At 47.7% G+C, this 25,004-nt stretch carries 23 protein-coding genes; 9 read left to right on the top strand and 14 right to left on the bottom strand.

What is annotated here, in order from left to right; genetic code table 11:
* Positions 1-3 precede the first annotated feature (3 nt).
* Genes djlA through A5320_RS05495 form a run of 3 tightly spaced genes read right to left on the bottom strand, consistent with a single transcriptional unit; the run spans position 4 to position 2,508 of the window.
* A complete protein-coding gene (gene djlA / locus A5320_RS05485; protein WP_068061988.1) occupies positions 4-804 on the bottom strand; it encodes a co-chaperone DjlA in 801 nt (266 codons plus the stop codon).
* Positions 794-1,507, bottom strand: a complete 714-nt coding sequence (gene murU, locus A5320_RS05490) for an N-acetylmuramate alpha-1-phosphate uridylyltransferase MurU (RefSeq protein ID WP_068061990.1) — start codon at positions 1,505-1,507, stop codon at positions 794-796. Before murU ends, djlA begins: the two co-directional genes overlap by 11 nt.
* Positions 1,495-2,508: an aminoglycoside phosphotransferase family protein gene (locus A5320_RS05495; RefSeq protein WP_068061992.1), complete on the bottom strand. Its 1,014-nt coding sequence runs from the start codon at positions 2,506-2,508 to the stop codon at positions 1,495-1,497. Before A5320_RS05495 ends, murU begins: the two co-directional genes overlap by 13 nt.
* Positions 2,509-2,637: 129 nt before the next feature.
* On the opposite strand from A5320_RS05495, the gene A5320_RS05500 reads away from it, so the two are divergent.
* The 7 genes from A5320_RS05500 (at position 2,638) to A5320_RS05530 (ending at position 11,347) form a co-directional block, all read left to right on the top strand.
* A complete protein-coding gene (locus tag A5320_RS05500; protein ID WP_082971549.1) occupies positions 2,638-4,953 on the top strand; it encodes an LPS-assembly protein LptD in 2,316 nt (771 codons plus the stop codon).
* An 11-nt stretch (positions 4,954-4,964) separates the two neighbouring features.
* Positions 4,965-6,257 (top strand): peptidylprolyl isomerase SurA, encoded by a 1,293-nt coding sequence (surA, locus tag A5320_RS05505; protein WP_068063016.1) that lies wholly within the window; start codon positions 4,965-4,967, stop codon positions 6,255-6,257.
* Complete coding sequence (gene pdxA / locus A5320_RS05510; RefSeq protein ID WP_068061994.1) at positions 6,254-7,252, top strand: 4-hydroxythreonine-4-phosphate dehydrogenase PdxA; 999 nt, start codon at positions 6,254-6,256, stop codon at positions 7,250-7,252. Before surA ends, pdxA begins: the two co-directional genes overlap by 4 nt.
* The gene (gene rsmA, locus A5320_RS05515; protein WP_068061995.1) at positions 7,242-8,057 is read left to right on the top strand and encodes a 16S rRNA (adenine(1518)-N(6)/adenine(1519)-N(6))-dimethyltransferase RsmA; all 816 of its coding nucleotides are present in this window, start codon (positions 7,242-7,244) and stop codon (positions 8,055-8,057) included. Before pdxA ends, rsmA begins: the two co-directional genes overlap by 11 nt.
* Positions 8,054-8,431 (top strand): Co2+/Mg2+ efflux protein ApaG, encoded by a 378-nt coding sequence (apaG, locus tag A5320_RS05520; RefSeq protein WP_068061996.1) that lies wholly within the window; start codon positions 8,054-8,056, stop codon positions 8,429-8,431. The genes rsmA and apaG overlap by 4 nt, the downstream gene beginning before the upstream one ends.
* Position 8,432: 1 nt before the next feature.
* Positions 8,433-9,245: a symmetrical bis(5'-nucleosyl)-tetraphosphatase gene (locus A5320_RS05525; RefSeq protein ID WP_068061997.1), complete on the top strand. Its 813-nt coding sequence runs from the start codon at positions 8,433-8,435 to the stop codon at positions 9,243-9,245.
* 89 nt (positions 9,246-9,334) lie between these two features.
* Positions 9,335-11,347 (top strand): methyl-accepting chemotaxis protein, encoded by a 2,013-nt coding sequence (locus tag A5320_RS05530; protein ID WP_068062003.1) that lies wholly within the window; start codon positions 9,335-9,337, stop codon positions 11,345-11,347.
* 247 nt (positions 11,348-11,594) lie between these two features.
* Here the strand turns inward: A5320_RS05530 and A5320_RS05535 are convergent, their stop codons facing one another.
* The 5 genes from A5320_RS05535 to rplU all read right to left on the bottom strand — a co-directional run bounded on the left by A5320_RS05535 (position 11,595) and on the right by rplU (position 14,586).
* Complete coding sequence (locus A5320_RS05535; protein ID WP_068062006.1) at positions 11,595-11,972, bottom strand: DUF3718 domain-containing protein; 378 nt, start codon at positions 11,970-11,972, stop codon at positions 11,595-11,597.
* Positions 11,973-12,057: 85 nt separating this feature from the next.
* Positions 12,058-12,543 (bottom strand): type 3 dihydrofolate reductase, encoded by a 486-nt coding sequence (gene folA, locus A5320_RS05540; RefSeq protein WP_068062010.1) that lies wholly within the window; start codon positions 12,541-12,543, stop codon positions 12,058-12,060.
* Positions 12,544-12,552: 9 nt separating this feature from the next.
* On the bottom strand, positions 12,553-13,710 hold the full coding sequence (gene cgtA / locus A5320_RS05545) for an Obg family GTPase CgtA (RefSeq protein WP_068062014.1): 1,158 nt from the start codon (positions 13,708-13,710) through the stop codon (positions 12,553-12,555).
* A gap of 291 nt (positions 13,711-14,001) precedes the next feature.
* Complete coding sequence (rpmA, locus tag A5320_RS05550; RefSeq protein WP_068062017.1) at positions 14,002-14,259, bottom strand: 50S ribosomal protein L27; 258 nt, start codon at positions 14,257-14,259, stop codon at positions 14,002-14,004.
* 18 nt (positions 14,260-14,277) lie between these two features.
* The gene (gene rplU / locus A5320_RS05555; RefSeq protein ID WP_068062020.1) at positions 14,278-14,586 is read right to left on the bottom strand and encodes a 50S ribosomal protein L21; all 309 of its coding nucleotides are present in this window, start codon (positions 14,584-14,586) and stop codon (positions 14,278-14,280) included.
* 205 nt (positions 14,587-14,791) lie between these two features.
* Between rplU and ispB the strand changes: the two genes are divergently transcribed.
* Entirely contained in the window at positions 14,792-15,763 is a 972-nt protein-coding gene (ispB, locus tag A5320_RS05560; RefSeq protein WP_068062024.1) for an octaprenyl diphosphate synthase, read from the top strand.
* A gap of 96 nt (positions 15,764-15,859) precedes the next feature.
* On the opposite strand, the gene mdh is transcribed toward ispB, so the two are convergent.
* Entirely contained in the window at positions 15,860-16,798 is a 939-nt protein-coding gene (gene mdh, locus A5320_RS05565; protein ID WP_068062027.1) for a malate dehydrogenase, read from the bottom strand.
* Between the two features lie 184 nt (positions 16,799-16,982).
* Between mdh and argR the strand changes: the two genes are divergently transcribed.
* The gene (gene argR / locus A5320_RS05570) at positions 16,983-17,453 is read left to right on the top strand and encodes a transcriptional regulator ArgR (protein WP_231916655.1); all 471 of its coding nucleotides are present in this window, start codon (positions 16,983-16,985) and stop codon (positions 17,451-17,453) included.
* A 45-nt stretch (positions 17,454-17,498) separates the two neighbouring features.
* On the opposite strand, the gene A5320_RS05575 is transcribed toward argR, so the two are convergent.
* The 5 genes from A5320_RS05575 to acnB form a co-directional block, all read right to left on the bottom strand.
* Positions 17,499-18,425: a Dyp-type peroxidase gene (locus A5320_RS05575; RefSeq protein WP_068062030.1), complete on the bottom strand. Its 927-nt coding sequence runs from the start codon at positions 18,423-18,425 to the stop codon at positions 17,499-17,501.
* 1,414 nt (positions 18,426-19,839) lie between these two features.
* Entirely contained in the window at positions 19,840-21,111 is a 1,272-nt protein-coding gene (locus tag A5320_RS05585) for an ammonium transporter (RefSeq protein ID WP_068062034.1), read from the bottom strand.
* Between the two features lie 9 nt (positions 21,112-21,120).
* Complete coding sequence (locus tag A5320_RS05590) at positions 21,121-21,459, bottom strand: P-II family nitrogen regulator (protein WP_068062037.1); 339 nt, start codon at positions 21,457-21,459, stop codon at positions 21,121-21,123.
* A gap of 277 nt (positions 21,460-21,736) precedes the next feature.
* A complete protein-coding gene (locus A5320_RS05595) occupies positions 21,737-22,105 on the bottom strand; it encodes a YacL family protein (RefSeq protein WP_068062040.1) in 369 nt (122 codons plus the stop codon).
* Positions 22,106-22,214: 109 nt separating this feature from the next.
* Entirely contained in the window at positions 22,215-24,812 is a 2,598-nt protein-coding gene (gene acnB / locus A5320_RS05600) for a bifunctional aconitate hydratase 2/2-methylisocitrate dehydratase (protein ID WP_068063021.1), read from the bottom strand.
* Between the last annotated feature and the right edge of the window lie 192 nt (positions 24,813-25,004).

The raw sequence follows: 25,004 nt of genomic DNA on the forward strand, positions 1-25,004 counted from the left end.
ATGTCAGTCCTGACGATGCTGGCACAGCAGCTCGTAAGCAGCCTGAATATCCTGGGTTTTGCGTTTGGCCAGTTCCATCATTTCTTTGGGTAAACCTTGTGACATTAGTTTGTCTGGATGATGCTGTGCCATTTGTTTTTTATAGGCTTTTTTCAGTTCAGCTTTCGAACAATCCGATTTAACACCCAGCAGCTGATAGGCATCCTGTACGGTCGCATTTTTCGGTTTTTGCTGTGGTGGCCGGTTGGCAAAACGCGCTTCGGCTTCAAATCGTCCCAGCAAATACTGCAACCGGGAGCCTGAAATCGACAGCGCTGCAGCCACTTGCTGCAATAAGGTCAATTCAACTGTGCTCAACTTGGCATCAACATAAGCTACGCTGATTTGGATCTCCAAAAACATCTGCAGTAAATCCGGGCGCCAGCGATAACGCTGTTTTAACTGAGCGAGTTGCTGTTGCAGTGGAAAGTCAGCAGCCTTTCCTTCGCGAAACGCCCGCTGCGCTTCTTGCTGCTGCGCAGCATCAAGCCCCAGCTGCTGCATAAACGTAGTGGCTTTATCGATGTGTGCGGTTGTAACCACACCATCGGCTTTCGCCAAATGCCCCATCACCGCAAAGGTGCTGTACATAAACAGCCCTTCGGCATCGTCTTGGTCGCGTTTTAATGCACCAAAACCACCCGCACCTTCAAACGACGAGCGCAGGCTACGGTCAAACCAATGGCCGATCATCAACCCAAGAAAAAATCCGGGCCATTTAAACAGCGCCATGCCGAACAAAGCGCAGAGAATTTTACCCCACATGATCTTTCCTTAACTGCATTTCTTGTTGTGCTGCAAACGTGGAATCCGCTTGTTGTAAACGCTCCGGGGTACCGATGTCTGCCCAATAACCGGTAAACAACTCACCGCTGACTTGTTGTTGAGCCATCGCCTGGCGCAAAAACGGCGCCAGTTTTTGGGAGCCTTCTGGCACGTCTTTAAAAAAATCTGGATGATATAACGCAATACCGCTAAAAGTGAATTGCTCACCACCGCTCGAGCAAAGCCACGGCGATGTCGGCACAAAAGCAAAATCGCCATTAGGGTGTTGTGACGGATTGGCCACCAGCACCAGATGCGCCAACGCGCCTTGGGGTAAACCTTTTGCAATCAACGACGCCGGTTGAAATGTACTTAACACGTCGCCGTTAATCACCATAAAGGGCTCAGACCCAAGCATGGGTAGCGCTTTTTTGATGCCACCGGCAGTTTCGAGCCCGGTTGCACCTTCGGCGGAGTAATGCAGACGTACCCCAAACTGCCGGCCATCGCCGAGCTGCTGCTCAATTAAATGGCCAAGCCAGGCATGGTTAATCACAATATCCAACACGCCAGCAGCAGCCAGCGCTTCAATGTGGTGCACAATTAAGGCTTTACCAGCAACGGTTAACAAGGGCTTGGGTAAGTGGTCGGTCAGCGGCCGCATGCGCTCGCCGCGACCCGCGGCTAAAATCATTGCCCGCATGCGATGACCTCCAACAAGCGTGGCTGAATTTTCTGGTGCAATAACTTGTAGAACGGCTGGCATTCCGGGTATTGCGCAGCCGCATCAATGATGTAATCCAGCACCCGTGGTAAATCGGCCAAATAACCGGCTTTACCGTCGCGGTGATATAATCTGCTGAAAATTCCACAAACTTTGATATGGCGCTGTAAGCCCATCAAATCAAAACTTCGGGCAAATCTGCTGCTGTCCCAATCTGCACCCAGCAGCTGACTTTGTTGCAATTGCTGAAAAAACTCATCCCGCAGCGTTGCGACCAACGCGTCTGGCCAGCGTTTATAACAATCTTTGAGCAGCGATACCGCATCGTAGCTGATTGGCCCGACGACAATATCCTGAAAATCAATCACCGCCAGTTGTTGATCCGCGAGTACCATCAGGTTGCGCGCGTGATAATCGCGGTGCATACCGGCGTGCGGTTGTTCCAGCGCTGCGTCCGCCAAAAACTCAAATAGCTTCGACAACATCGCCAGCTCATCGGAATTAAGCTGCAATGCCAGATGGATATTGACAAACCAGTCGATAAATAACTGCATTTCCCGCAGTAAAAACGCCCGGTCAAACCGCGGAAGAGGCCCTTGCTCAGTGCTGTGAATGGTGCGGATTTTCACTAGCTCGGCCAGCGCTTTTTGGTACCAGTCGTTAACGGTGTCAGGGTTTAATAGATCCAGTAACAACTGATCGCCTAAATCTTCCAGCAGTAACAATCCTGCAGCTAAATCCTGCTGCAAAATTGCCGGAACCCGCAGCCCGCTGGCCAGAAATGCCTGTTGCACCGCCACAAAACGCTGACCATCTTCCAGCGTCGGCGGCGAGTCCATCAAAACGTAGTTTTTGCCCTGATAATGGACACGGAAATAGCGGCGGAAACTGGCATCACCGCTGATTGCAGACAGCTGATATGGGTGCTCTGGCCACAGAGTGGATAAAAAACTACAAATAAGGTTCAACCGATCTGGCACTTTTCACTCCGGTGCAGTCAAAGGCTGCACTATATCTGATTAGCAACGCACAGAAAATTGCTTTATCATGAGCATCCTGCTGTTTTTGCGGTCGGCTTAAGCAACATGCATCAATTCTGAGACTGCTGGATGAAACGAACTTTATTAAATCAATGGCTGTTGTTGGCGTTCGCTGGCACCTCCCCTGCAATTTGGGCTGACGTCACTCCTCAGGTAGAAAACTCGCCACGGGTTGCAGACTCAGCACCTGTGCAGCTGTGTTATCCCAAAGCCGACATTCCGGCCATAATGGCCACGCTGGATAAAAACGACGACCAGCTGCGAATTGACTCCAATAAAGCAGAACTTATTGATAACCAAACCGCTGAATTTACCGGCCCGTTACAACTGACCTACCGCGATACTTTATTAACTGCGCCAATGGCTCGCGTCAGCAAAATTGACCAAAGTATGTTCGCCGATGGCGGCATCAGCTATTACAGCTCAGCACTGAAAGTCAGCAGCAGCTCGTTCAGCGCGCAACTGGCTGAAAACAAAGTGACAATGCGTGACGCCGAATATCGTTTTATCAGTCAGGCAGGCCGTGGATACGCCAATGAAATGTCGGCGTCCGATCAAGGTGTGGTCCTCAATCAAGCAACATTCAGCACTTGTCCGGAAGGTGATAACGGCTGGGCACTGGCCGCTGACAAAATCAGCATCAACGCCGAAGATGGCTGGGGTGAAGCCTGGGGCTCGGTGGTTAAGATTAAAGATATTCCGGTATTGTATTTGCCGTACATGACCTACCCGGTCAATGACAAACGCAAAACCGGGGTGCTATTCCCAAAAATCGGCAGCTCGCAAAAACTGGGGCTCGATGTTGAAGTTCCATATTATCTGAACCTTGCCGACAACTATGATGCCACCCTGACGCCGCGTTACATGAGCCAGCGCGGCACCCAGCTGAAATCTGAATTTCGTTATTTAACCAGCCAGCATCAGGGCAGCCTGTACTTAGAATATCTGAATAAAGATCAAGATAAAGCCGCAGATTTTGGCAAAAGATACTTGTCGCATATCAGTCATTTAGCCGACTTTAACGACCGCTGGCGAGCGACGGTCGACTTTACCGATATCAGCGATGACAGTTACCTGACTGAACTGGGTTCCGACATCAACAACCAAAGTGATACCCAGCTTTACCGTCAGGCTACGCTGAGTTACTACGGTGATTACGTCCGTTCTGACTTACAAATGCAAGGCTTTGAAATTCTTGGTAATTACAATAAAGCTTACGCAGCTCTGCCGCAATTGAACCTCAGCTCCACCAAGCCATTAGAGTTAGGCGGCGGGTTGCAATTTTTGTGGTTAGGGCAATACGCACACTTTAGCAACGACAGTCAGCTGGTCAAAGCGGCCGATCGTTTACACCTTGAACCAACCGTCAGGCTGCCCTATAACACCGCAGCACTGGAGCTGTTGTTTGAAGGCAGTTTGCTGCAAACCTATTATCAGCAAGACCTGCAGCTTCCCTCTGCAGTGCTGGATAAATCGGTACAACGCAGCATGCCCAAGCTCAGTATGAACGGCAAACTGAACTTCGAGCGCGATACCAGCTGGTTTGGTGCCAATTCATTGCAAACGCTGGAGCCACAAATTCAATATTTGTATATTCCATACCGTGATCAGCGCAATATTGGCTTGTTTGATACTGCCCGCTTACAGGACGATTATTACGGTTTATTCCGGCAAAATCGTTATTCCGGTTTGGATCGGATTAACGACACCAATCAGCTGACGCTTGGCTGGACCACCCGGGTCTACGACCAGTTGGACACTGAACGCTTTCGTTTCAGTATGGGCCAAATCCTGTTTTTAGATGAACCCAAAACCGAATTTGAAATTGCGCCAGGTCAACCACCGGCCATCGCAGCGACCGAGTCGATTTTCGCTGCCGAGACACTGCTGCACTGGCAACAACGCTGGTTCCTTAACGGTGGTGTACAGTATGATTCTGAAACCAAACGCATGGTCAAAAGCAGCGTATCACTCGATTATCGGGCCGATGATAAAAAAATATTTCAGTTGAACCATCGCTATAGCCGGGATGTCTCAAGCAACGAAATCGCTCAACTTGGCGCTTTGGGCACCATGCCCATCGCTGATAAATGGCAGGCAGTGGCCAGTTACTACCGGGACATCAACAATCATCGGATGATTGAAGCCAACGTCGGTTTTCAATACGAATCTTGCTGCTGGGCTATTCGCCTGGTCGCCAGACGGCAAATCGAAACCAATCTTGACCTCGCGATCGATAATTTCGCACATCCGGTCAAACTAGACAGCGGCATTGCGCTGCGATTTGTGTTAAAAGGTTTTGGTGATTCAGCCGGATTTGATGTGTCGGATATGTTATCAAGTGGTATTTTTGGCTACCGCCGCCCTTATTTATTAAATAATTAATGTGGAATTTTATGAAGTTACAAAAGTTGATTGCTGTTGCCGTAACGACCTGCTTCGTACTGAGCACTCAGGCTGCTGAAACGAAAGTGGATGCGGTCGCTGCTGTTGTCAACAACGGCGTGGTCCTTGAAAGTGAAGTAAACGAGATGGTGCAACGGGTAAAAACCAATGCCAGCCGTCAAAACCAGACGCTGCCTTCGGATCGTGCATTGCGTACGCAGGCGATGGAACGACTCATTCTGAATAGCCTGCAAATGCAGATGGCGAAGCGAATGGGTTTACAAATTACCGATCCACAGCTTGATGAAACAATTGAAAATATTGCCCGCGAGCAGAAAATGACGCTGGAACAATTCCGTAATCAAGTGGTGCGGGAAGAAGGCAGTTACGAAGTTTTCCGCGAAAGATTGCGCGAAGAAATCACCACCGGAGAAGTGCTGCGCGCCAACGTGCAACGTCGTATTTATGTTAGTCCGCAGGAAATCGACACTGTTACCAAACTGATGGAACAGCAAGGTGCCAGTAACGAAGAATACAATATCGGCCATATTCTGGTGGCGTTGCCAAGCCAGCCAGATGCTGAACAAATGAAAGAAGCTGAAGTTAAAGCAAATAAAATCATTGAGTTATTGCGTAGCGGCAGTGATTTCAAAAAAATCGCTATCGCATCATCTTCTGCTGAAACCGCATTGGAAGGCGGTGACATGGGTTGGCTGAATATCAACGAAATGCCAACGCTATTTGCTGACCAGATCCGTGGTAAAAAGAAAACAGACATGATTGGCCCGCTGCGTTCAGGCGCTGGTTTTCATATTCTGACTATTTTTGATATTCGCGGCGCTAACGTTGTTGAATTTGAGGAAGTAAATGCCCGCCACGTGCTGATTAAACCGTCAATTATCGTCAGCGAAGAAAAAGCGAAAAATACCCTGACTAACTTCGTTAAAGAGTACAAAGCCGGCAAAGGCGATTTCGCAGCATTCGCCCGTGAGCATTCGGAAGATCCGGGTTCAAAATTAAAAGGCGGTGAGCTGGGTTGGGCTGATCCTGGTAAATATGTACCGGCGTTTCGCGATACCATTGCCAAGATGAAAAAAGGTGAAATCAGCGAACCATTCCGTTCAGATTTTGGTTGGCATATTATTGAATTGCATGACCGTCGTACCGTGGATGCCACCGCTGAGAAGAAGCGTGAACAAGTCACACGACTGATTTACAACCGCCGTTATAATGAAGAATCCAGTAACTTCCTGCGCGAATTACGTGACCAGGCCTTTATTGAAATTCTGGCTGAGACTGAATGACCCTAAGAATTGGCGTAACACCCGGTGAACCGGCAGGCATTGGTCCTGATCTCATTATTCAACTGGCGCAGCAAAGCTGGCCGGTTGAACTGGTGGTGTGCGCCGATCCGGAAGTGTTACAACAACGGGCAGCATTGTTACAGCTGCCGTTGAGTTTATTGCCCTATCAACCGGAGAATCCGGCGACACCACAAGCAGCCGGAACGCTCACCATAGCGCCATTTCAGGTTGCACAGCCGGTGGTACCTGGTGTGCTTAATGAAAATAATGGCCGTTATGTAGTGGATACCCTGACCTTTGCCGGAGAAAAATCAATCTCCGGCGAATTTGCTGCCATCGTCACAGGTCCGGTGCATAAGGGCATTATTAATAAATCCGGTATTCCATTTAGCGGTCATACCGAGTTTTTCGCCCATCAGTCCAATACACCTTACGTGGTGATGATGCTGGCAACTGAGGGGCTGCGGGTAGCATTGGCAACAACCCATATTCCGCTGGCTTATGTCGCCAAGGCCATTACCCGTGAGCGCCTGACCCAGGTGCTGCGGATTTTGCAGCAAGATTTGCAGCAAAAATTTGCCATTCCCAATCCGCGGATTTATGTCTGTGGGTTAAATCCACATGCTGGTGAAGATGGCCATTTAGGCCGGGAAGAAATCGATGTGATGATCCCGACCTTAAACGACCTGCGCGCCGAAGGTATGGATTTGGTCGGCCCTCTTCCGGCCGACACGCTGTTTCAACCCAAATATCTCGACAACGCTGATGCTGTATTAGCGATGTATCATGATCAGGGTTTACCTGTGCTGAAACATAAAGGATTTGGCCGTTCGGTCAATATCAGCCTGGGTTTACCGCTGATCCGCACTTCCGTCGACCATGGCACTGCGATCGATTTAGCAGGCACCGGCACCGCCGATGCCGGCAGCTTTCATCATGCTTTGGATCAGGCGATTTTTTTAGCGACTCAATCGAATTCACGCAATGACAGATAAAGTACATATGGGCCACACCGCCCGCAAAAGATTTGGCCAGAACTTCCTGCACGACCCGGTAGTTATCGAACGTATTGTTAAAGCCATAGCACCAAAACCAGGTGAACATCTGGTTGAAATTGGCCCCGGCCTTGGCGCATTAACCGAACCGGTGGTAGAACGCAGTGGTCACCTGACGGTCGTCGAACTGGATCGGGATTTGGCTCAGCGCTTGCGCGAGCATCCGACACTTTCCGACAAGCTGACCATTCACCAGGGCGATGCGATGAAATTTGATTTCAGCACCTTGGTGCCCGCTGGTGGCAAGCTGAAAATTTTTGGTAATTTGCCGTACAACATTTCAACGCCTTTGCTATTTCACCTGTTCGAATTTACAGAACATATTGAAAACATGCATTTTATGCTGCAAAAAGAAGTGGTTGAACGCATGACCGCTGGTCATGGCTCTAAAACTTATGGCCGTCTCAGCGTGATGACACAGTTTTTTTGTCACGCCATGCCTGTCGTAGAAGTTGGGCCAGGTGCATTTAAACCGGCGCCGAAGGTTCATTCCGCTGTGGTGCGGCTTATTCCTAAAGCTGACAGCGAACGTGATGGCGTACCAGTGACGGTGCTAAACCGGGTTTGTCTGGAAGCCTTTAATCAGCGTCGCAAAACCTTGCGCAATTGTTTCAGTAATTTTGCCACTGCTGAGCAAATTGAAGGCCTTGGTATCGATCCCTCGCTACGTCCGGAACAATTGCCGGTCAGCGAGTTTATCCGGATCGCCAAGTGGTTATCACAACAGCCGGAAAGTAAAGTATGAGCGGTCAGTTTGCCATTCCGATAGAGGTTGAGACTTTTTACGTTGAAAACCAATCCGACGCTGCCGCAGAACGTTTTGTGTTTGCTTATACCATCACCATCCGCAATCAAAGTGAGCAAAAAGTGAAACTGCTGCGCCGCTATTGGTCGATCACCGACGCTAACGGCAAACACAGTGAAGTGTATGGCGACGGTGTCATTGGCGAACAACCGGAACTCGCTCCAGGTACTAGTTATACCTATACCAGCGGCGCCGTGTTGGAAACACCGGTCGGCACCATGCAAGGTCACTATGAAATGACTGCTGCCAACGGAGAAAGCTTTCATGCACAAATTCCGGTGTTTCGTCTGGCCATCCCAAATATTCTGAACTGATATGGCAAGGTATGTGATTGGCGATGTTCAGGGCTGCTTTGATCAACTGCAGGAGTTATTGCAGTTAATTAAGTTTCAAAGCGACTGCGATCAGCTGTGGTTCTGCGGTGATTTGATTGCACGGGGTCCAAAATCACTCGAATGTCTGCGCTTCGTCAAAGCATTGGCGGACAATGCCATCACCGTGCTTGGCAATCATGATCTGAATTTTCTGGCCTCTTTGTATGGGTTTGGCAAAATTTCTGCCGCCGATCAACTGACGCCTTTGCAACAAGCACCAGATAAACAACAACTTGCCGACTGGCTGCTACAACAACCACTACTTCACTTCGAACCAGAGCAAAACTTGTTACTGGTTCATGCCGGATTAGCTCCGGAATGGGATCTGCAAATGGCGCTGGTGGCCAGTCAGCATGTCGCTATGGAACTCCAACATCGGCCGGAATTTGTGTTTAGCCAGATGTATGGCAATACGCCGACCTTATGGTCTGATGCCGCAACCACGGCAGAGAAGCTGCGCTTTAGCATTAACAGTCTGACCCGTATGCGCTATTGTTATGCAGATGGTCGGCTGGAGCTGAAAGAAAAAGGTGAAATATCGACCAATCCCGATTTAAAACCCTGGTTTGAATTCTGGCGAGAGCGTCAGCACCCGGAGGTTTTTTTCGGTCACTGGGCAGCTTTACAAGGTCAATGCTCTGTACAAAAGATCCATGCACTGGATACAGGATGCGTCTGGGGAAATTCTTTAACAGCCTATTGTATTGAAACGCAACGGCGTTATAGTGTCACAGGATACAAAAAACAACTATAATACGATCGTTTTTTGACTGCACAATTGGTCGTCAGGCCGAACCGCACGCACAATCGAGCGACTAATTACAAACCCTTTGGGAGTTCCACATGAAGTTAACTGTAGCAATGCGAATTGTAGGTGGTTTTAGCGCTATTTTAATATTGTTACTGTTTTTAGGGGGCACGTCTTACTACAGTCTGAGCGAGATCAGTGATTCCACCAATCAGGTGAATAGCATCTCCATTCCAGCCCTCGAAAACAGTGCAGCGCTGCAAAGTGAATTTGTCAAAATGAGCAAAATCAGTTTGCAGGCGTTCTACAGTGAAGAAGTGAAAGACGTGGTTAAGCTCGAAGGTGAGTTTAACAACGAAAAATCTCAATACGACACTGCAGCAAAAGCTCTGCAAGCGGTTGTCGCAGCAGAGCCGGTACTCGCAGCCAGCTTTAAACAGCTTTCCTCAGAATATGACGAGTTCAGCACCGGTAGTAATGCATTGTTCGCCGACCTGAAAAAAAGTCTGACCCTGCGCGACCAGATGAACAGCAAGTTGTCAGATTTAGAAGGCAGCTCAGATGACGCAGCTTCCCTGATTCTTGATTTTTCTGATGTACGCGATGTTAGCCGCCGTTTTCCAAAATCCACTGAAGCAGCCACGGAAATGGAAACCAGTATGAACGCACTGGTCAGTACTGTAGTTGACTTAACACGGACTAACGCGCAAGCAACAGCGGATACATTAAGCAATGAAGTTAAAAATCGTTTAAGTGATATCGTCGCAAAAATGGCCATCATCGCCGCCGAAACGGGTGATAGTGTGGAGATGGTGACAGATTTAAATGACAAAATTAATGAAATTAACGAGTTAATTGGCGGTGCTGAAGGTATTTTAACCTTGAAGCAGCAGCGCTTAACGGCGCAGACTACAGCGACCAAGTTACTTGCAACCACAGAACAACAGACCACAGCGGCAGTTGAGGCACTTGCACAGTTGCTGGCAAAAGTACGTACTGCAGCTGGTGAAATTCAGCAGGAAGCTGAGTCTAGCGTCAGTTCAGCTGTCGTGACCATTTTTGTGGTGGTACTGGTATCAATCGCCATCGCTATCGGGATTGCTATGCAAACCGTTCGCAGCATCACTACCCCACTGGCTAAAGTGAATGAAATTTTAGGTGTTGTCGCTTCAGGAGATTTAACCAAACGCTTAGACGACACAGCCAGCGATGAATTCGGTGAATTGGCACGCAACTGTAATCAGGTTATTGGTAATCTGCGCCAGTTGATCCAAGGCATTATTTCACGTTCTACGCAGCTTGCGGCAGCTTCAGAGCAAACTTCGGCCATTACCGTTCAATCGACGCAGGCGATTCGTGAGCAGAAGTCACAAGTGACACAAGCTGCAACAGCCACGACCGAAATGAGCAGTACCTCACAAGGCGTAATGCAAAGCTCAAGTGATGCGCTGGCAGAAATCAAACATGCCGACAGTGAAGCGGAACGGGTTAAAGGTATTTCTAATACCAACAAACAAACCATTCTGCAGTTGTCGCAGGAAGTTGAACAAGCCTCTAAAGTTATCAACAAACTGCACCAGGACAGCGCCTCCATTGGCAGCATCCTCGATGTTATCCGTGGCATCGCTGAGCAAACTAACTTACTGGCATTAAACGCTGCGATTGAAGCAGCACGGGCCGGTGAACAAGGTCGTGGTTTTGCGGTGGTTGCTGATGAAGTACGTTCACTTGCCAGCAAAACCCAGTCATCGACCCAGGAAATCCAGGCGATGATTCAGGTACTGCAATCTGGTGCACATGCCGCTGTAGAAGCAATGAATAAAGGCAAACGTCAGGCAGAAAACTGTGTGGCGCAAACTGAAATTGCCGATCAGGCGCTGGATTCCATCACCCATGCGGTGCACTTAGCACACGATATGAGCGAGCAAATTTCGCACGCGGCTCGCGAGCAAAATCAGGTTTCACATGAGATCAGTAAATTACTGGAATCGATTGTAAATATCGCTGAAGAAACTGCTTCAGGCGCTGAACAAACTTCTGATTCAAGCCATGAAGTAGCCCGCTTAGCTGAAGAACTGCGTCAATCGGTTGATCAGTTTAAAGTGTAACCAAGGTTATTCATGATAAAAAACACCGCACTGCGGTGTTTTTTTGCCCGCGATTTGCCAGGTTCGAACTGAGTATCTACTAAAAAACGCTCCCGGCATTAGTCACCGGCCAGTCCCAGAGGCTCTGGCGTGATGTCGGCGAAATGCCAAATCGTTGGCATTTCGAAAGCCCGAAATCACCATACCGTCCGTCCATGGACATAAAAAAACCGCATTGCTGCGGTTTTTTTGGTTCTGAAGTAACTAACTAGTCACCGCCACCTGCACGTTCTTTTAACACTGCAATCAATGCTGAGCTTGCATGATTTGCTTCTGCCCACGCGATATCACCTGATGAGCTAATTTGTGTAGCGGGTAACTGCTTAATAATAAACTCGCCGGCGCCAGCTGCATTGCTGACGATTGCAAAACGCACGAGCGGATGGCCATCGCACATAACGCCGTCATAGATATTACGCAGACGTAAGCGGTTATCACTGAGTAATTTTCGAAAACGGTTTTTATCATCTGCTTTAACATAGTCACACATCGACGCAGCCAACTGTTGATCAGCATGCGCTACAGGAGATACCACAAACAGACCAGTTAACAGCGAACTGCATAACATCGCTGGTAATACTTTCATAGACGACCTCTCAAACAGTTAGGATCCAGACCGAACTAATAGTAGCAACATGTTATACGCTGCGCAATCAACCAACACGACAGCTTTACTTTTCAAGTAAAACAAAACGATAGGAATGCGGGTTTTTGTGATCAGAAGCAAATTCTGCGCTGCTTATTTGTCGCCAGTTGGCTTCGGTTTGATAGTCAGGGAAAAAAGCATCACCTGCAGTGTCGAGATCGATATGGGTGAGGTACAGTCGGTCAGCGCGTGGCAGCATTTGCTTGTACAATTCAGCACCACCAATGATCATGACTTCAGCTTGATCTGCAACCAGCGCAAGCGCTTCGTCAATCGAATGAACCCAGTCAGCAGCAAGTTGCTGTGGCGCTGGCTGCCGGCTAATAATGATATTGCGACGGCCAGGCAACAAGCGGCCAATCGAATCATAGGTCTTGCGCCCCATAATGACTGGCTTGCCCAGCGTCACTTGCTTAAAATGTGCAAGATCGGCTGGCATATGCCATGGCATTTGATTTTTCAGGCCAATCACATTCTGATTGGCCATCGCCGCTACCAAGGCAATCTTCATCTAAAATCCTTAGCGCTGATAAATGACTTCTACATCATAATCGTCGTCATCAAAATCGTCATCGTCGTCCAAATCATCTGATAAGTCCATGGCTTGCTCATGATAGTCATCCCATTTGAACTGTACCGGATCCAGCAATTGCTCAGTGACCACCTCTTTTGGCAGCACATCTAAATATTGCTGAATTTCACGGCACATCTGCTCGGTATTGGTGCGTGAAGCAGCCGATACTGTATAAACAGGGCCATCCCAGCCAATCGTCTCGATCACACGTTGTTTAATTTCATCGAGTTCGTCTTCCAACACTAAATCGATTTTATTAAACACTAACCAACGTGGCTTATGCGCGAGTTTGTCGCTATATTTCGCCAGTTCCTGAATAATGACTTGGGCGTTCTCAGCTGGATCAGAACCATCTGCCGGCAATACATCAACCATATGCAGCAACAAACCACAACGTTCCAAATGCTTTAAGAACTGGATACCTAAACCGGCACCTTCAGAAGCCCCTTCGATCAATCCCGGGATATCTGCAATCACAAATGATTTGGCGCTTTCAGTACGGACCACACCTAAATTAGGCACTAATGTGGTGAATGGATAGTCGGCAACCTTTGGCTTCGCCGATGACACTGCGCGGATAAACGTTGATTTACCAGCGTTTGGTAATCCCAACATGCCAACATCAGCAAGTAATAACAACTCAAGCCGTAAGTTACGCACTTCACCTGGCGTACCGTTGGTTTTTTTCCGTGGTGTACGATTGGTGCTGCTGGCGAAACGGGCATTGCCTAAACCATGCCAACCGCCTTTTGCCGCCATCAGCTTTTGACCATTTTGGGTCAGATCACCTAAAACTTCATTGGTATCAATGTCGACTGCGCGAGTACCAACAGGAACACGCAGCACCATATCTTCACCGCGTCTACCGGTACAGTTGGTACTCATGCCATTTTGGCCGCCTTGAGCGATATGAATTTTCTCAAATTGAAAGTCAACCAAGGTATTCAGGTTTGTATCAGCTTGCAGATAAACATCGCCGCCGTCACCGCCATCGCCACCGTTAGGGCCACCTTTGGAGACAAATTTTTCCCGGCGGAAACTAATTATGCCATTACCACCGTCACCGGCTTCGACGCGGATTTCCGCTTCATCAACAAATTTCATCTGACCTATCCTGCTATTTTGCTTGCGGATATTATAAACCCAAGCATGACTTTCGGCGAAAAAACAATCACTCCAGTCGACCAGTTGCTGCCGTTTAATTGATATAAACGCTGCAATATCAACAAATATGAATTGGTTTCTCAATACAACTACTGACGTAGTGTGGGAATACTCTTTGATTTCTATTTTACTGGAAAGGCTTACGCATTCCCATGGTGCTGAGCGACATCAATGTCCTGTACATAAAAAAAGCCCCGCACTCAGGCGGGGCTTTTTCAAAAAGCTTTCCGATTATTCGCTAACGATGCTGACGAATTTACGGTTATGTTCGCCTTTTACTTCAAACTGAACTTTACCGTCAGTTAAAGCAAACAGGGTATGGTCTTTACCGATACCAACGTTGGTGCCAGCGTGGAATTTAGTACCACGTTGACGCACGATGATGTTACCAGCTAATACTGATTCGCCACCGAAGCGCTTAACACCTAAGCGTTTCGCTTCTGAATCACGACCATTACGTGTACTACCTACACCTTTTTTACTTGCCATGAGTCGTTACTCCTGAAATTAAGCGCTGATGCCAGTAATTTTCACTTCAGTAAACCACTGACGATGGCCAGCTTGTTTACGAGAGTGTTTACGACGACGGAATTTGACGATTTTAACTTTATCGCCACGGTCATGATTGACCACTTCCGCAGTAACTTTACTGCCTTCAACTAAAGGAGTACCGATTTTGACTTCTTCACCATTTACAACCATCAGAGCAGCAAATTCAACAATTGCGCCCTTTTCTAAGTCCAGTTTTTCTAGACGAAGGGTTTGGCCTTCAGTCACACGGTGCTGTTTACCACCACTTTGGAAAACCGCGTACATAGTTAACTCCGTACAGATCACGCCAGCCACATAAGGGGCGTGTTAATTACATTCACAGGGCGCGAATTGTACGCAATTTCCCCTACCCTCGCAAGCATAATTCTGAAAAAGATCAGCACTTCACAAAATGCTGCAGTTTTAGTTTTGCCGATCTGGCTCTTGGTGTAGAATCAAGCCACTTTAACCGTTGGTGCAGTTATTCAGAATGACGCTCGATGAAATCAAGCTGTTAAGCCAAGACGACATGGCAGCAGTCAACCAGTACATCTTTTCTCAGCTCAGTTCAGATGTCGCTTTAATCAATCAACTTGGTATTTATATCGTCAATAGTGGTGGCAAAAGGCTACGTCCATTATTGGCGGTTCTGGCTGCGCGCGCGTTGGGCTATCAAGGCCAGCAACATGTCACGCTCGCCACTATTATCGAATTCATTCACACAGCAACCTTATTGCATGACGACGTTGTCGATGAGTCGATGCTGCGAAGAGGCAAAGAAACGGCGAATGCGGTCTTTGGCAATCAGGCTAGTGTGTTGGTTGGTGACTTCCTTTATACTCGATCATTTCAGCTGATGGTGTCACTTGGCAGAATGCGGGTGATGGAAATTCTGGCAGATGCGACCAATATCATCGCTGAAGGCGAAGTATTGCAGCTGATGAATGTGAACGATCCGGATACTACTGAAGAAAGTTACATGCAGGTCATTTACTGCAAAACGGCCAAGCTGTTTGAAGCTGCGACCCAACTCGCCGCTGTGCTGTCCGATCAGGACGAAAGCGTTACCAAAGCCATGCAAAATTACGGCATGCATTTAGGAACTGCCTTTCAATTGATAGATGATGTGCTTGATTACCAGGCCGACGTTGACGAGCTTGGTAAGAATATTGGTGACGATCTGGCAGAGGGCAAGCCAACATTACCGCTCATCTATGCGTTAAGGCACGGAAATCCACAACAACAAGCCTTAATCCGCGAAGCCATCATCGAAAGTAACGGTTTGAGCAAACTTGATGAAATCATGGCTGCTCTTGCAGAAACTGCAGCTTTCGAATACACCCGCAATATCGCTGAACAAGAAGCGCAAAAGGCGCGGGAAGCCATCGCATTTTTAGCCGAGTCGCCTTATAAACAGGCGTTGCTTGCGTTGGCAGACATGGCGGTGGAACGAAATCATTAAGCCTAGCTTTAGGCTATAACTGATTGTTTTATTGCAATTTAATATGGATATTCCATAAAAAAGCCAGCATCAGCTGGCTTTTTTCATTTAAAAACTTCAGGCTTTATTCACAAACTCTTCGCCTAACGTAATGTCTGCCTTTAATGTCGGCAGCATATCAGTCATGGCTTGTTGTTCGTAAGCACTCAAAGTTCCGATAGACAATAAAGCTTCAACGCCGTTTTTGCCTAAGGTAATTGGTTGTGCGAAGAAACGCGCATGTTCGCCGTTTCCTTCAACATAGGCATATTCAGTTACTGATTCGCCTTGTAAGCCTTTGACTAAAGACATACAAAAACGTGCAGCAGCCTGCCCCATCGACAGAGTTGCAGATCCGCCACCGGCTTTGGCTTCAACAACTTCAGTACCGGCATTCTGAATGCGATACGTCAATGATGATACTTCTTCTGCAGTGAAGCTAACGCCTGCAATCTGTGACAGCAGTGGCAGAATAGTTGTGCCGCTATGACCACCAATCACCGGAACAGTAAGCTCAGCAGGGTTTTTGCCTTTTAATTCACCAACAAAAGTTTCAGCGCGGATCACGTCTAATGTCGTCACACCAAACAGGCGTTTTGCATCATAAGTACCGGCTTTTTTGAATACTTCAGCCGCGATAGCAACTGTGGTGTTGACCGGGTTGGTAATGATGCCAACCAGAGCTTTTGGACATTGCTGCACAATTGCTTCTGCCAGTGTTTTTACAACACCTGCGTTGATGTTGAACAGATCAGAACGATCCATGCCTGGTTTGCGTGGCATGCCGGCAGGGATCATCACAATGTCAGCACCAGCCAGTGCCGTGTTTAAATCTTCTTTACCATGGCCAGTCACTTTGACGGCCGTTGGGATATGGCTTAAATCTACCGCAACGCCCGGAGTTACCGGAGCTAAGTCATACAACGCTAAATCCGTGCCAGCAGGCAGGTTTAACTTCAGTAATAAAGATAAGGCCTGACCGATACCACCAGCAGCACCTAATACGGCAACTTTCATGCTATTCTCCCAATTTACGGTTCATTAAAAAACGCGCCAACAATACTGAAATCACGGGCAAATTACAAATGACTTACGCCTAAAGTCTAAGCATTTTAGCGCATTTAACCCGATTTTACTGCCATGTCCGGCTAGCTGTGTTAACTTTGCTGCAATTGGCCGGTTAATTTGATAAGAACGATAGATGATGACCAAACAATCAAAACAAGAAGCACTGATTTCCGCTTTTAAATCTTTATTAAAAGAAGAGCGTTTTGGCTCACAAAGCGACATCGTTGAGGCATTAAAAGCTGACGGGTTCGATAATGTCAGTCAGTCCAAAGTATCGAGGATGCTCAGTAAATACGGAGCTGTACGTACACGGAATGCCCGTCAGGAAATGGTTTATTGTTTACCACCGGAATTAGGGGTTCCAACAACCAAAAGCCCACTGCGGCAATTGGTGTTAGATATTGAACATAATGATGTGATGATCATCATCAGAACCAGCCCAGGCGCGGCTCAGCTGATTGCCAGATTATTGGATTCTGTAGGAAAAGCGGAAGGTGTACTTGGCACTATCGCCGGTGACGACACTATTTTTATCGCACCGACCAGCGTAAAAAACATCAATTTCACCCTGAAAAAAGTGACTGAATTGTTCGAAAAAGTCTGATTGATGATTGAAAAGCCAAAACACTGCCGGCGAAAAAGCAGCCAGCTATAACCCGGCTTGCTGCTCCATAAAATTGACTGATGGCGCAAAAAAAGCGGCGCCGCAGTCAGCCTGAATAAAATCCAGCAACAAATCATAATTTTGCCCACCTGGCTGTCCCATTCTGTTTTTCAACCAACGCAGGTACGCCTTGGCATCTGCTGAAAAACCAAGATTCAACATGCCTTGCACTTTTAACTGACCATATGGCATGTTTTGAAATACCAAGGGCAAAGGCTGCCCTTCTACTGATACACAACTCGCTTTTACTTCATGACTATTATCATCAAGTTGCGCCAAAGCCAGACGCTGACCGTCGATTTTTCGACGCCCCATAATGGCTTCTTGTTGTTGCTGAGTCAGCTGCTGCCAACGTGTCATATCCAAACGGTAACGCTGAAAATGCAGATAGCTACCACCGGCAAATACCGCATCGTTTTGTTCTGGAATGAGTGCGAGCTCGCGTTTACGACGTCCTTTCGGTGCATCCGGCTGATCAATAAAACCAGTTAAATCCCGACCGTCCATGTACCTGAACGCATGAATTTGTTCCGCCAGTTCAACATGTTGATTGAGAAATTGAAAACATTGTTGTGCAGCAAGATGCAATACGTCGTAGCGATCAGCGCGAATTTGCAGCAGCAAATCAAAGGGCAGCGCCGGCATATCAAGATCATCAACTGACAATGGCATCCAGGGCTGTAAATCTTTAGGTCTTTGATTTACATACAATGTATCCCAAAATCCAACTCCGATGGCCACCACTGCTGACAAATTTGATTCCGAAAACTGGTCGGATAGTCTTTGCACCAGTGCAGGCAACCTAGCGAGCTGTAAACGAATGGCGGCTTGATGCCCATCCATTGCATTCATCAGCAATACCATGCCGTGTAAGTTTGCTTCGGCACAAATGCCCAACTGTTCGCGTGCCATCGTGGTTTCAGGTCCAGAATTCAGTGTTAATTGAACGGCCGACAGGATAATAGGTTCACTAAAAGATTACCATCCTTTGCGGATAAACGGACATATCTGCCATCAGTGTGTGAGATATATCTCACATATCAGTAAGACATGGCAGTTTTTTCTCACAAAAAAAGTTCACGATTCATTTCAAAACACTGTTTTATATAGATATTTTAATTTTCTCTCGTTATTTCAATTCAATGACAACTGCAGTGTTCGCTGGCAGCAGCCGCATTTTTACGTAAATTCAACGCATACTATGTTCATCGGATTGAGAATAAGTTTTGCCCACATTGGATGTGGTGACTGGATGTCAGTTGTGGTTCGCCAAATACAAACCACAACGCAGTAAGTGCCAGATAGCACAAATAGCAGTGGATGCGCAGACAGATTCAGGAAGTTCAGGACGAGCTCTGATTTCGGGATGAAATCAGTATGGAAATGGACGCTTAAGGAAAAGCTTGAAATCAGGACGATTTCATTAAGGACAGTGGACAGCTCAGGATGAGCTTTGAAATCAGGATGATTTCATTAAGGACAGTGGACAGCTCAGGATGAGCTTTGAAATCAGGACGATTTCAATAAGGACAGTGGACAGCTTAGGACGAGCTTTGAAATCAGGATGATTTCAATAAGGACAGTGGACAGCTCAGGATGAGCTTTGAAATCAGGATGATTTCAATAAGGACAGTGGACAGCTCAGGATGAGCTTTGAAATCTGGATGATTTCAATAAGGACAGTGGACAGCTCAGGATGAGCTTTCGTTTTACTCTGTGGTGGCAGTGTTTTACGTAGCATGGATGTTAAAACCTTCACAGCGCGAATGACTCCGCAAGGAGCAGGGATGAATGACCCGCAAGGGTAACAATATGGATATTGTAAAAGTTTTAATGGTAGCCGCACTTTTTAGTGCGGCTTTCCTTTTTGTGGAGCTTCACTTTGTACACCACGCTCCAACTATCCAACTATCCAACTATCCAACTATCCAACTATCCAACTATCCAACTATCCAACTATCCAAAAATAATTGAACACCCTCCACCACTAGCAGATAGCTATGGCAATTGGATGACAGATGACGGCAGACGGATGAAAGATTTTCACTTATGCATTTTTGCTCTTTTCGCCGAATAAATGTACTGCTACATTAGGGGCGTCCAAATTATGAGCAGAAGCAGCGTTTGAACGAGTAATCGTTTCATGCACTAGCTGAACCAAATAAAAAACCCCGTTAGCATTCACCGACGGGGCTGTCTGATAAAAGACAAAGGACAAGGATAGACGACTTAGTGGGTCAAGTTTGTTTGCAGGGTTAACCTCTAGGGCTAGCTGTTAACTCTGCAAACCGCTCCCGACAGATCCCCACCGAACCTGCCAGACTGCTTACTTCGACGATGCAACAAACTCAGGATAGGCTTCGATGCCACATTCTGAACGGTCTACACCATCATATTCTTCCTGTTCAGTGACACGGATCCCGATCACCAACTTCAACACATACCAAACGACCAGGCTGGTAATGAATACCCAGAAGAAAATCGTCGCCGCGCCAACCAGTTGACCGGTGAACGAAGCAGATTCTTTAGTCACTGGGACAATCATTAAGCCAAACAAACCTACGACACCGTGCACCGAAATCGCACCAACCGGATCATCAATTTTCAGTTTATCCAAGCCGATGATTGAGCACACCACCAACACACCACCCACAGCACCAAATACAGTCGCTAACAATGGCGTTGGTGTTGAAGGTTCAGCCGTGATAGCGACCAGACCTGCTAATGCACCGTTTAATACCATGGTTAAATCTGCTTTACGGAACAACAGCATCGACATACAAAGTGCTGCTAACGCACCACCGACTGCAGCCATGTTGGTGTTCACGAAGACCATCGCCACGCCATGCGCATTACCGATATCACCTAGTTTTAACATGGAGCCACCGTTAAAACCAAACCAGCCCAACCACAAAATTAACGTACCTAAAGTGGCCATTGGCATATTCGCACCAGGGAAAGCATGTGCTTTGCCATCTTTGCCGTATTTACCTTTACGAGCACCAAGCAGTAACACACCCGCTAATGCTGCTGCACCGCCGGCCAGATGCACAATGCCAGAGCCGGCAAAATCAGAGAATCCAAAATCCGCTAAGGTGTACAAGCCAAACACCGCTTGGCCGCCCCAGGTCCATGAACCTTCCATTGGATAGATAAATCCACACATCACCACTGCAAAGGCGAAGAATGCCCAAAGCTTCATCCGCTCGGCAACAGCACCTGAAACAATCGACATCGCCGTGGCGACAAACACCACCTGGAAGAAGAAATCAGAGGCTTTGGAGTAAATCGCTTTACCGGTGAAACCGTTTTCACGTTCAGCAAAACCCGCTAAAGTTGCATCAACATCAATAGCTTCGATACCGCTTAAGAAAAAACCACCGCCGTACATAAATTGATAGCCACAGACCAGATACATCAGGCAGGCTATGGCGTACAACGCAAAGTTCTTCGTCAGAATTTCGGTGGTATTTTTAGAGCGAACCAGACCGCCTTCCAGCATGGCGAAACCAGCTGCCATCCACATCACTAAGGCGCCACACACCAGAAAATAGAAGGTGTCCATGGCATACTGTAAATGGAAAATTTGTTCTTGCATAAACTTCTCCTAGATGGCTTCTGAGTCCATTTCACCAGTACGGATCCGGATGACTTGCTCCAGATCGTAAACAAAAATTTTACCGTCACCGATCCGACCGGTATGCGCAGCCTTGGTAATGGCTTGCAACAAACGTTCGACATTTTCGTCCAGCGTGGCGATTTCCAACTTCACCTTTGGCAGGAAATCGACCTGATATTCCGCCCCACGGTAAAGTTCGGTGTGACCTTTTTGCCGACCGAAGCCTTTCACTTCAGTGACGGTCAGGCCTTCAATGCCGATATCCGCAATCGCTTCGCGGACATCGTCAAGCTTAAACGGCTTGATAATGGCACATACCAGTTTCATAGTTTTTATCCTTTTTAGGCTTGGACCGGGCGCAAACCAGGCCGCTAACTTGTTGCAGTTGCCAAATAGATAAGAAAACCTTGTGCCATGTTGTAAAAGTCATTTAAATCATTGAGTTAGTTTATTCTGAAGATCATCGTTCAAAAAAAACGCACCAAGTCGGTGCGTTATTTCCCAGCTGGGGTGCAGTAGTGAAGGTGCAATTCTAAATGTAAACAGTGGGGTCAGAGTCAATTGTTAACTTAGTTAACAATTGACTCTGACCCCACTGTTTACATTATTTGGGTAAAAATTGCTGCCACTGGGTCAGCAGATGAATTAAATCTTCCAGCCCACATTCGGCGGTTAAACTGGCATCGTCGGTGGTGAGTTCCGGGTCAAGCTCGGCATCGCGTTCATCAAACTGACCGACGCTATAGTGGTACACCAGCACTTCCTGGCGTTCGACTCTCAGAATGTATTCGCGACCGTCAAATTGATATTCGCTGTATGGACCCAGTTGCAGTAAATCGTCAAACAGTGACTGATAGGAAGAGGCTTTACGCTCAAATTCATCCAGCAAAAATCGTTGCAGCGCATGTTGTTCCATCGGCAGCTGCAGCTGATATATCCGGCTGTCCGGTAAATAGATAAAATCAAATTCCATCCGAGTGCTCCACGAAGATTGAACTGAACATCGCATTGCTGTCGTAGCGCTGCAATAACAAAGGGCCCGCGAACGGGCCCTTTTTAGTTACATAACAAGATGTTCGAGACTAAACAGCTTGCTGCACAATCACATTGGAAGCGATTTGCGTATACTGCGCCATCTGATGGAAATTCAGGTAACGGTAGGTATCCGCTGCCGTGGTTTCAATCTGCTTGGCGTAGTCCAGATACTCCGGCACTGTTGGCAGACGACCGATGATCGAAGCAACTGCAGCCAGTTCCGCTGACGCCAAATACACATTGGCGCCCTGCCCTAACCGGTTCGGGAAGTTACGGGTCGAAGTCGATACCACAGTAGTGTTGTCGCCAACTCGAGCCTGGTTACCCATACACAATGAACAACCCGGGATCTCAATCCGCGCGCCAACGCGGCCGAAAATGCCGTAATAACCTTCTTCAGTCAGCTGGTCTTTGTCCATTTTGGTCGGTGGTGCGATCCACAGACGGGTTGGGATCTGACCTTTGAACTTGTCGAGCAATTTACCGGCCGCGCGGAAGTGGCCGATGTTGGTCATACAAGAACCGATAAACACTTCATCAATCTTGTCGCCTTGTACTGAAGACAACAAACGCGCGTCATCCGGGTCATTTGGTGCACACAGGATTGGCTCTTTGATGTCTGCCAGATCGATTTCGATGACCGCAGCGTATTCAGCATCAGCATCGGCACGTTCCAGTTTTGGATTGGCCAGCCAGGCGTTCATCGCATTAATACGACGCTCAATCGTACGGCGGTCACCGTAACCTTCGGCAATCATCCATTTGAGCATCACGATGTTCGATTCCAGATACTCACGCACTGAAGCTTCAGACAGCGTAATGGTACAACCGGCAGCTGAACGCTCAGCAGAAGCATCAGATAATTCGAAGGCTTGTTCTGCAGTTAACTGCTCCAGACCTTCAATTTCCAGCACGCGGCCAGAGAAAATGTTGACCTTGCCTTTTTTCTCCACCGTCAGCAAACCTTGTTGGATTGCATAGTAAGGGATGGCATGGACTAAATCACGCAGGGTGATGCCTGGCTGCATTTCGCCTTTAAAGCGCACCAGCACCGATTCCGGCATATCTAACGGCATCACGCCCGTCGCTGCGGCAAACGCCACCAAACCAGAGCCTGCCGGGAAGGAAATACCCAGTGGGAAACGGGTGTGTGAGTCACCACCGGTACCGACAGTATCTGGCAGCAACATGCGGTTTAACCAGCTGTGAATAACACCATCGCCCGGACGCAGTGAAATACCACCACGGTTCATAATGAAATCTGGCAGCGTGTGGTGCGTGTTCACGTCAACTGGCTTCGGATAAGCGGCCGTGTGACAGAAAGACTGCATCACTAAATCAGCTGAGAAGCCTAAACAAGCTAAGTCTTTTAATTCATCACGGGTCATTGGACCTGTGGTGTCTTGTGAACCAACGGTGGTCATTTTTGGTTCACAGTATTGGCCTGGGCGAATACCTTTCACGCCACAAGCTGTACCGACCAGCTTTTGCGCCAGGGTGAAACCTTTGTTGGTGACGACAGTGACCGCCGGACGTTCAAACACCGTTGAATGTGGCAGACCCATGGCTTCACGGGCTTTGTCAGTCAAACCACGACCGATGATCAACGGAATACGGCCACCGGCACGCACTTCGTCTAACAGCACGTTTGAACGCAGTTCAAAAGTAGAAATCACTTCGTCAGTGCCGTGGCGCTTGACCACACCCTGATGCGGGAAAATGTCGATCACATCGCCCATCGCCATGCTGTTGACATCAAGTTCGATTGGCAGCGAACCAGAGTCTTCCATGGTGTTAAAGAAAATTGGCGCGATTTTGCTGCCTAAACAGACGCCACCAGTGCGCTTGTTTGGCACAAATGGCATGTCTTCACCCATAAACCACAACACTGAGTTGGTGGCAGATTTACGGCTTGAACCGGTACCAACCACGTCACCAACATAAGCCAATGGGAAACCTTTGGCGATCAGCGCTTCGATTTGCTTGACCGGGCCTTTCGAACCAGGTGCATCCGGCTCGATACCATCACGCACGTTTTTCAGCATGGCTAAAGCGTGCAGTGGGATATCTGGGCGTGACCAGGCATCTGGTGCTGGTGATAAATCGTCAGTATTAGTTTCGCCGGTCACTTTAAATACCGTGACGGTGATTTTTTCTGGGATAGCAGGCTTGCTGGTAAACCACTCGGCATCAGCCCAGCTTTGCATCACGACTTTGGCGTGAGCATTGCCAGCATCAGCTTTTTCTTTCACATCGTGGAAAGAATCAAACATCAGTAAAGTGTGTGATAAACCTTTGGCCGCTAAAGCGCCTAATTTCGGGCTGTCTAACAAATCAATCATCGGCTGAATGTTGTAACCGCCGAACATGGTGCCTAAAAGTTCGGTGGCGCGCTCTGGCGTCACTAACGGGCTTTGCACTTCGCCTTTGGCGACAGCAGTTAAAAAACCAGCTTTGACGTAAGCGGCTTCATCCACACCTGGTGGAATACGGTTTTCAAGTAAATCGACCAGAAAAGCGCCTTCGCCTGCTGCTGGATTTTTTAATAATTCGGTTAATGACGCTACTTGCTGAGCGTTTAATGGCAGTGGAGGAATGCCAAGAGCGGCGCGTTCGGCCACATGTTCACGATATTGTTGAAGCACAGTTGTATCCTCTGGTTGGTCCACTGCAACCTGTATCACAGCGGTTTTCAATCGAATCTAAACAGGCTGGATTATAAGAAAAAAACGCCTGAATTGACATGCAAGTATAAGCTGACGGGCTTATAGTGGGTATAAGTTTGCTGAATGGTGGTAGCGTTTAAAACACAGTTTCGTATATGGAAATCAACATCT

The organism is Rheinheimera sp. SA_1 (assembly GCF_001669775.1).
Classification (GTDB): domain Bacteria; phylum Pseudomonadota; class Gammaproteobacteria; order Enterobacterales; family Alteromonadaceae; genus Pararheinheimera.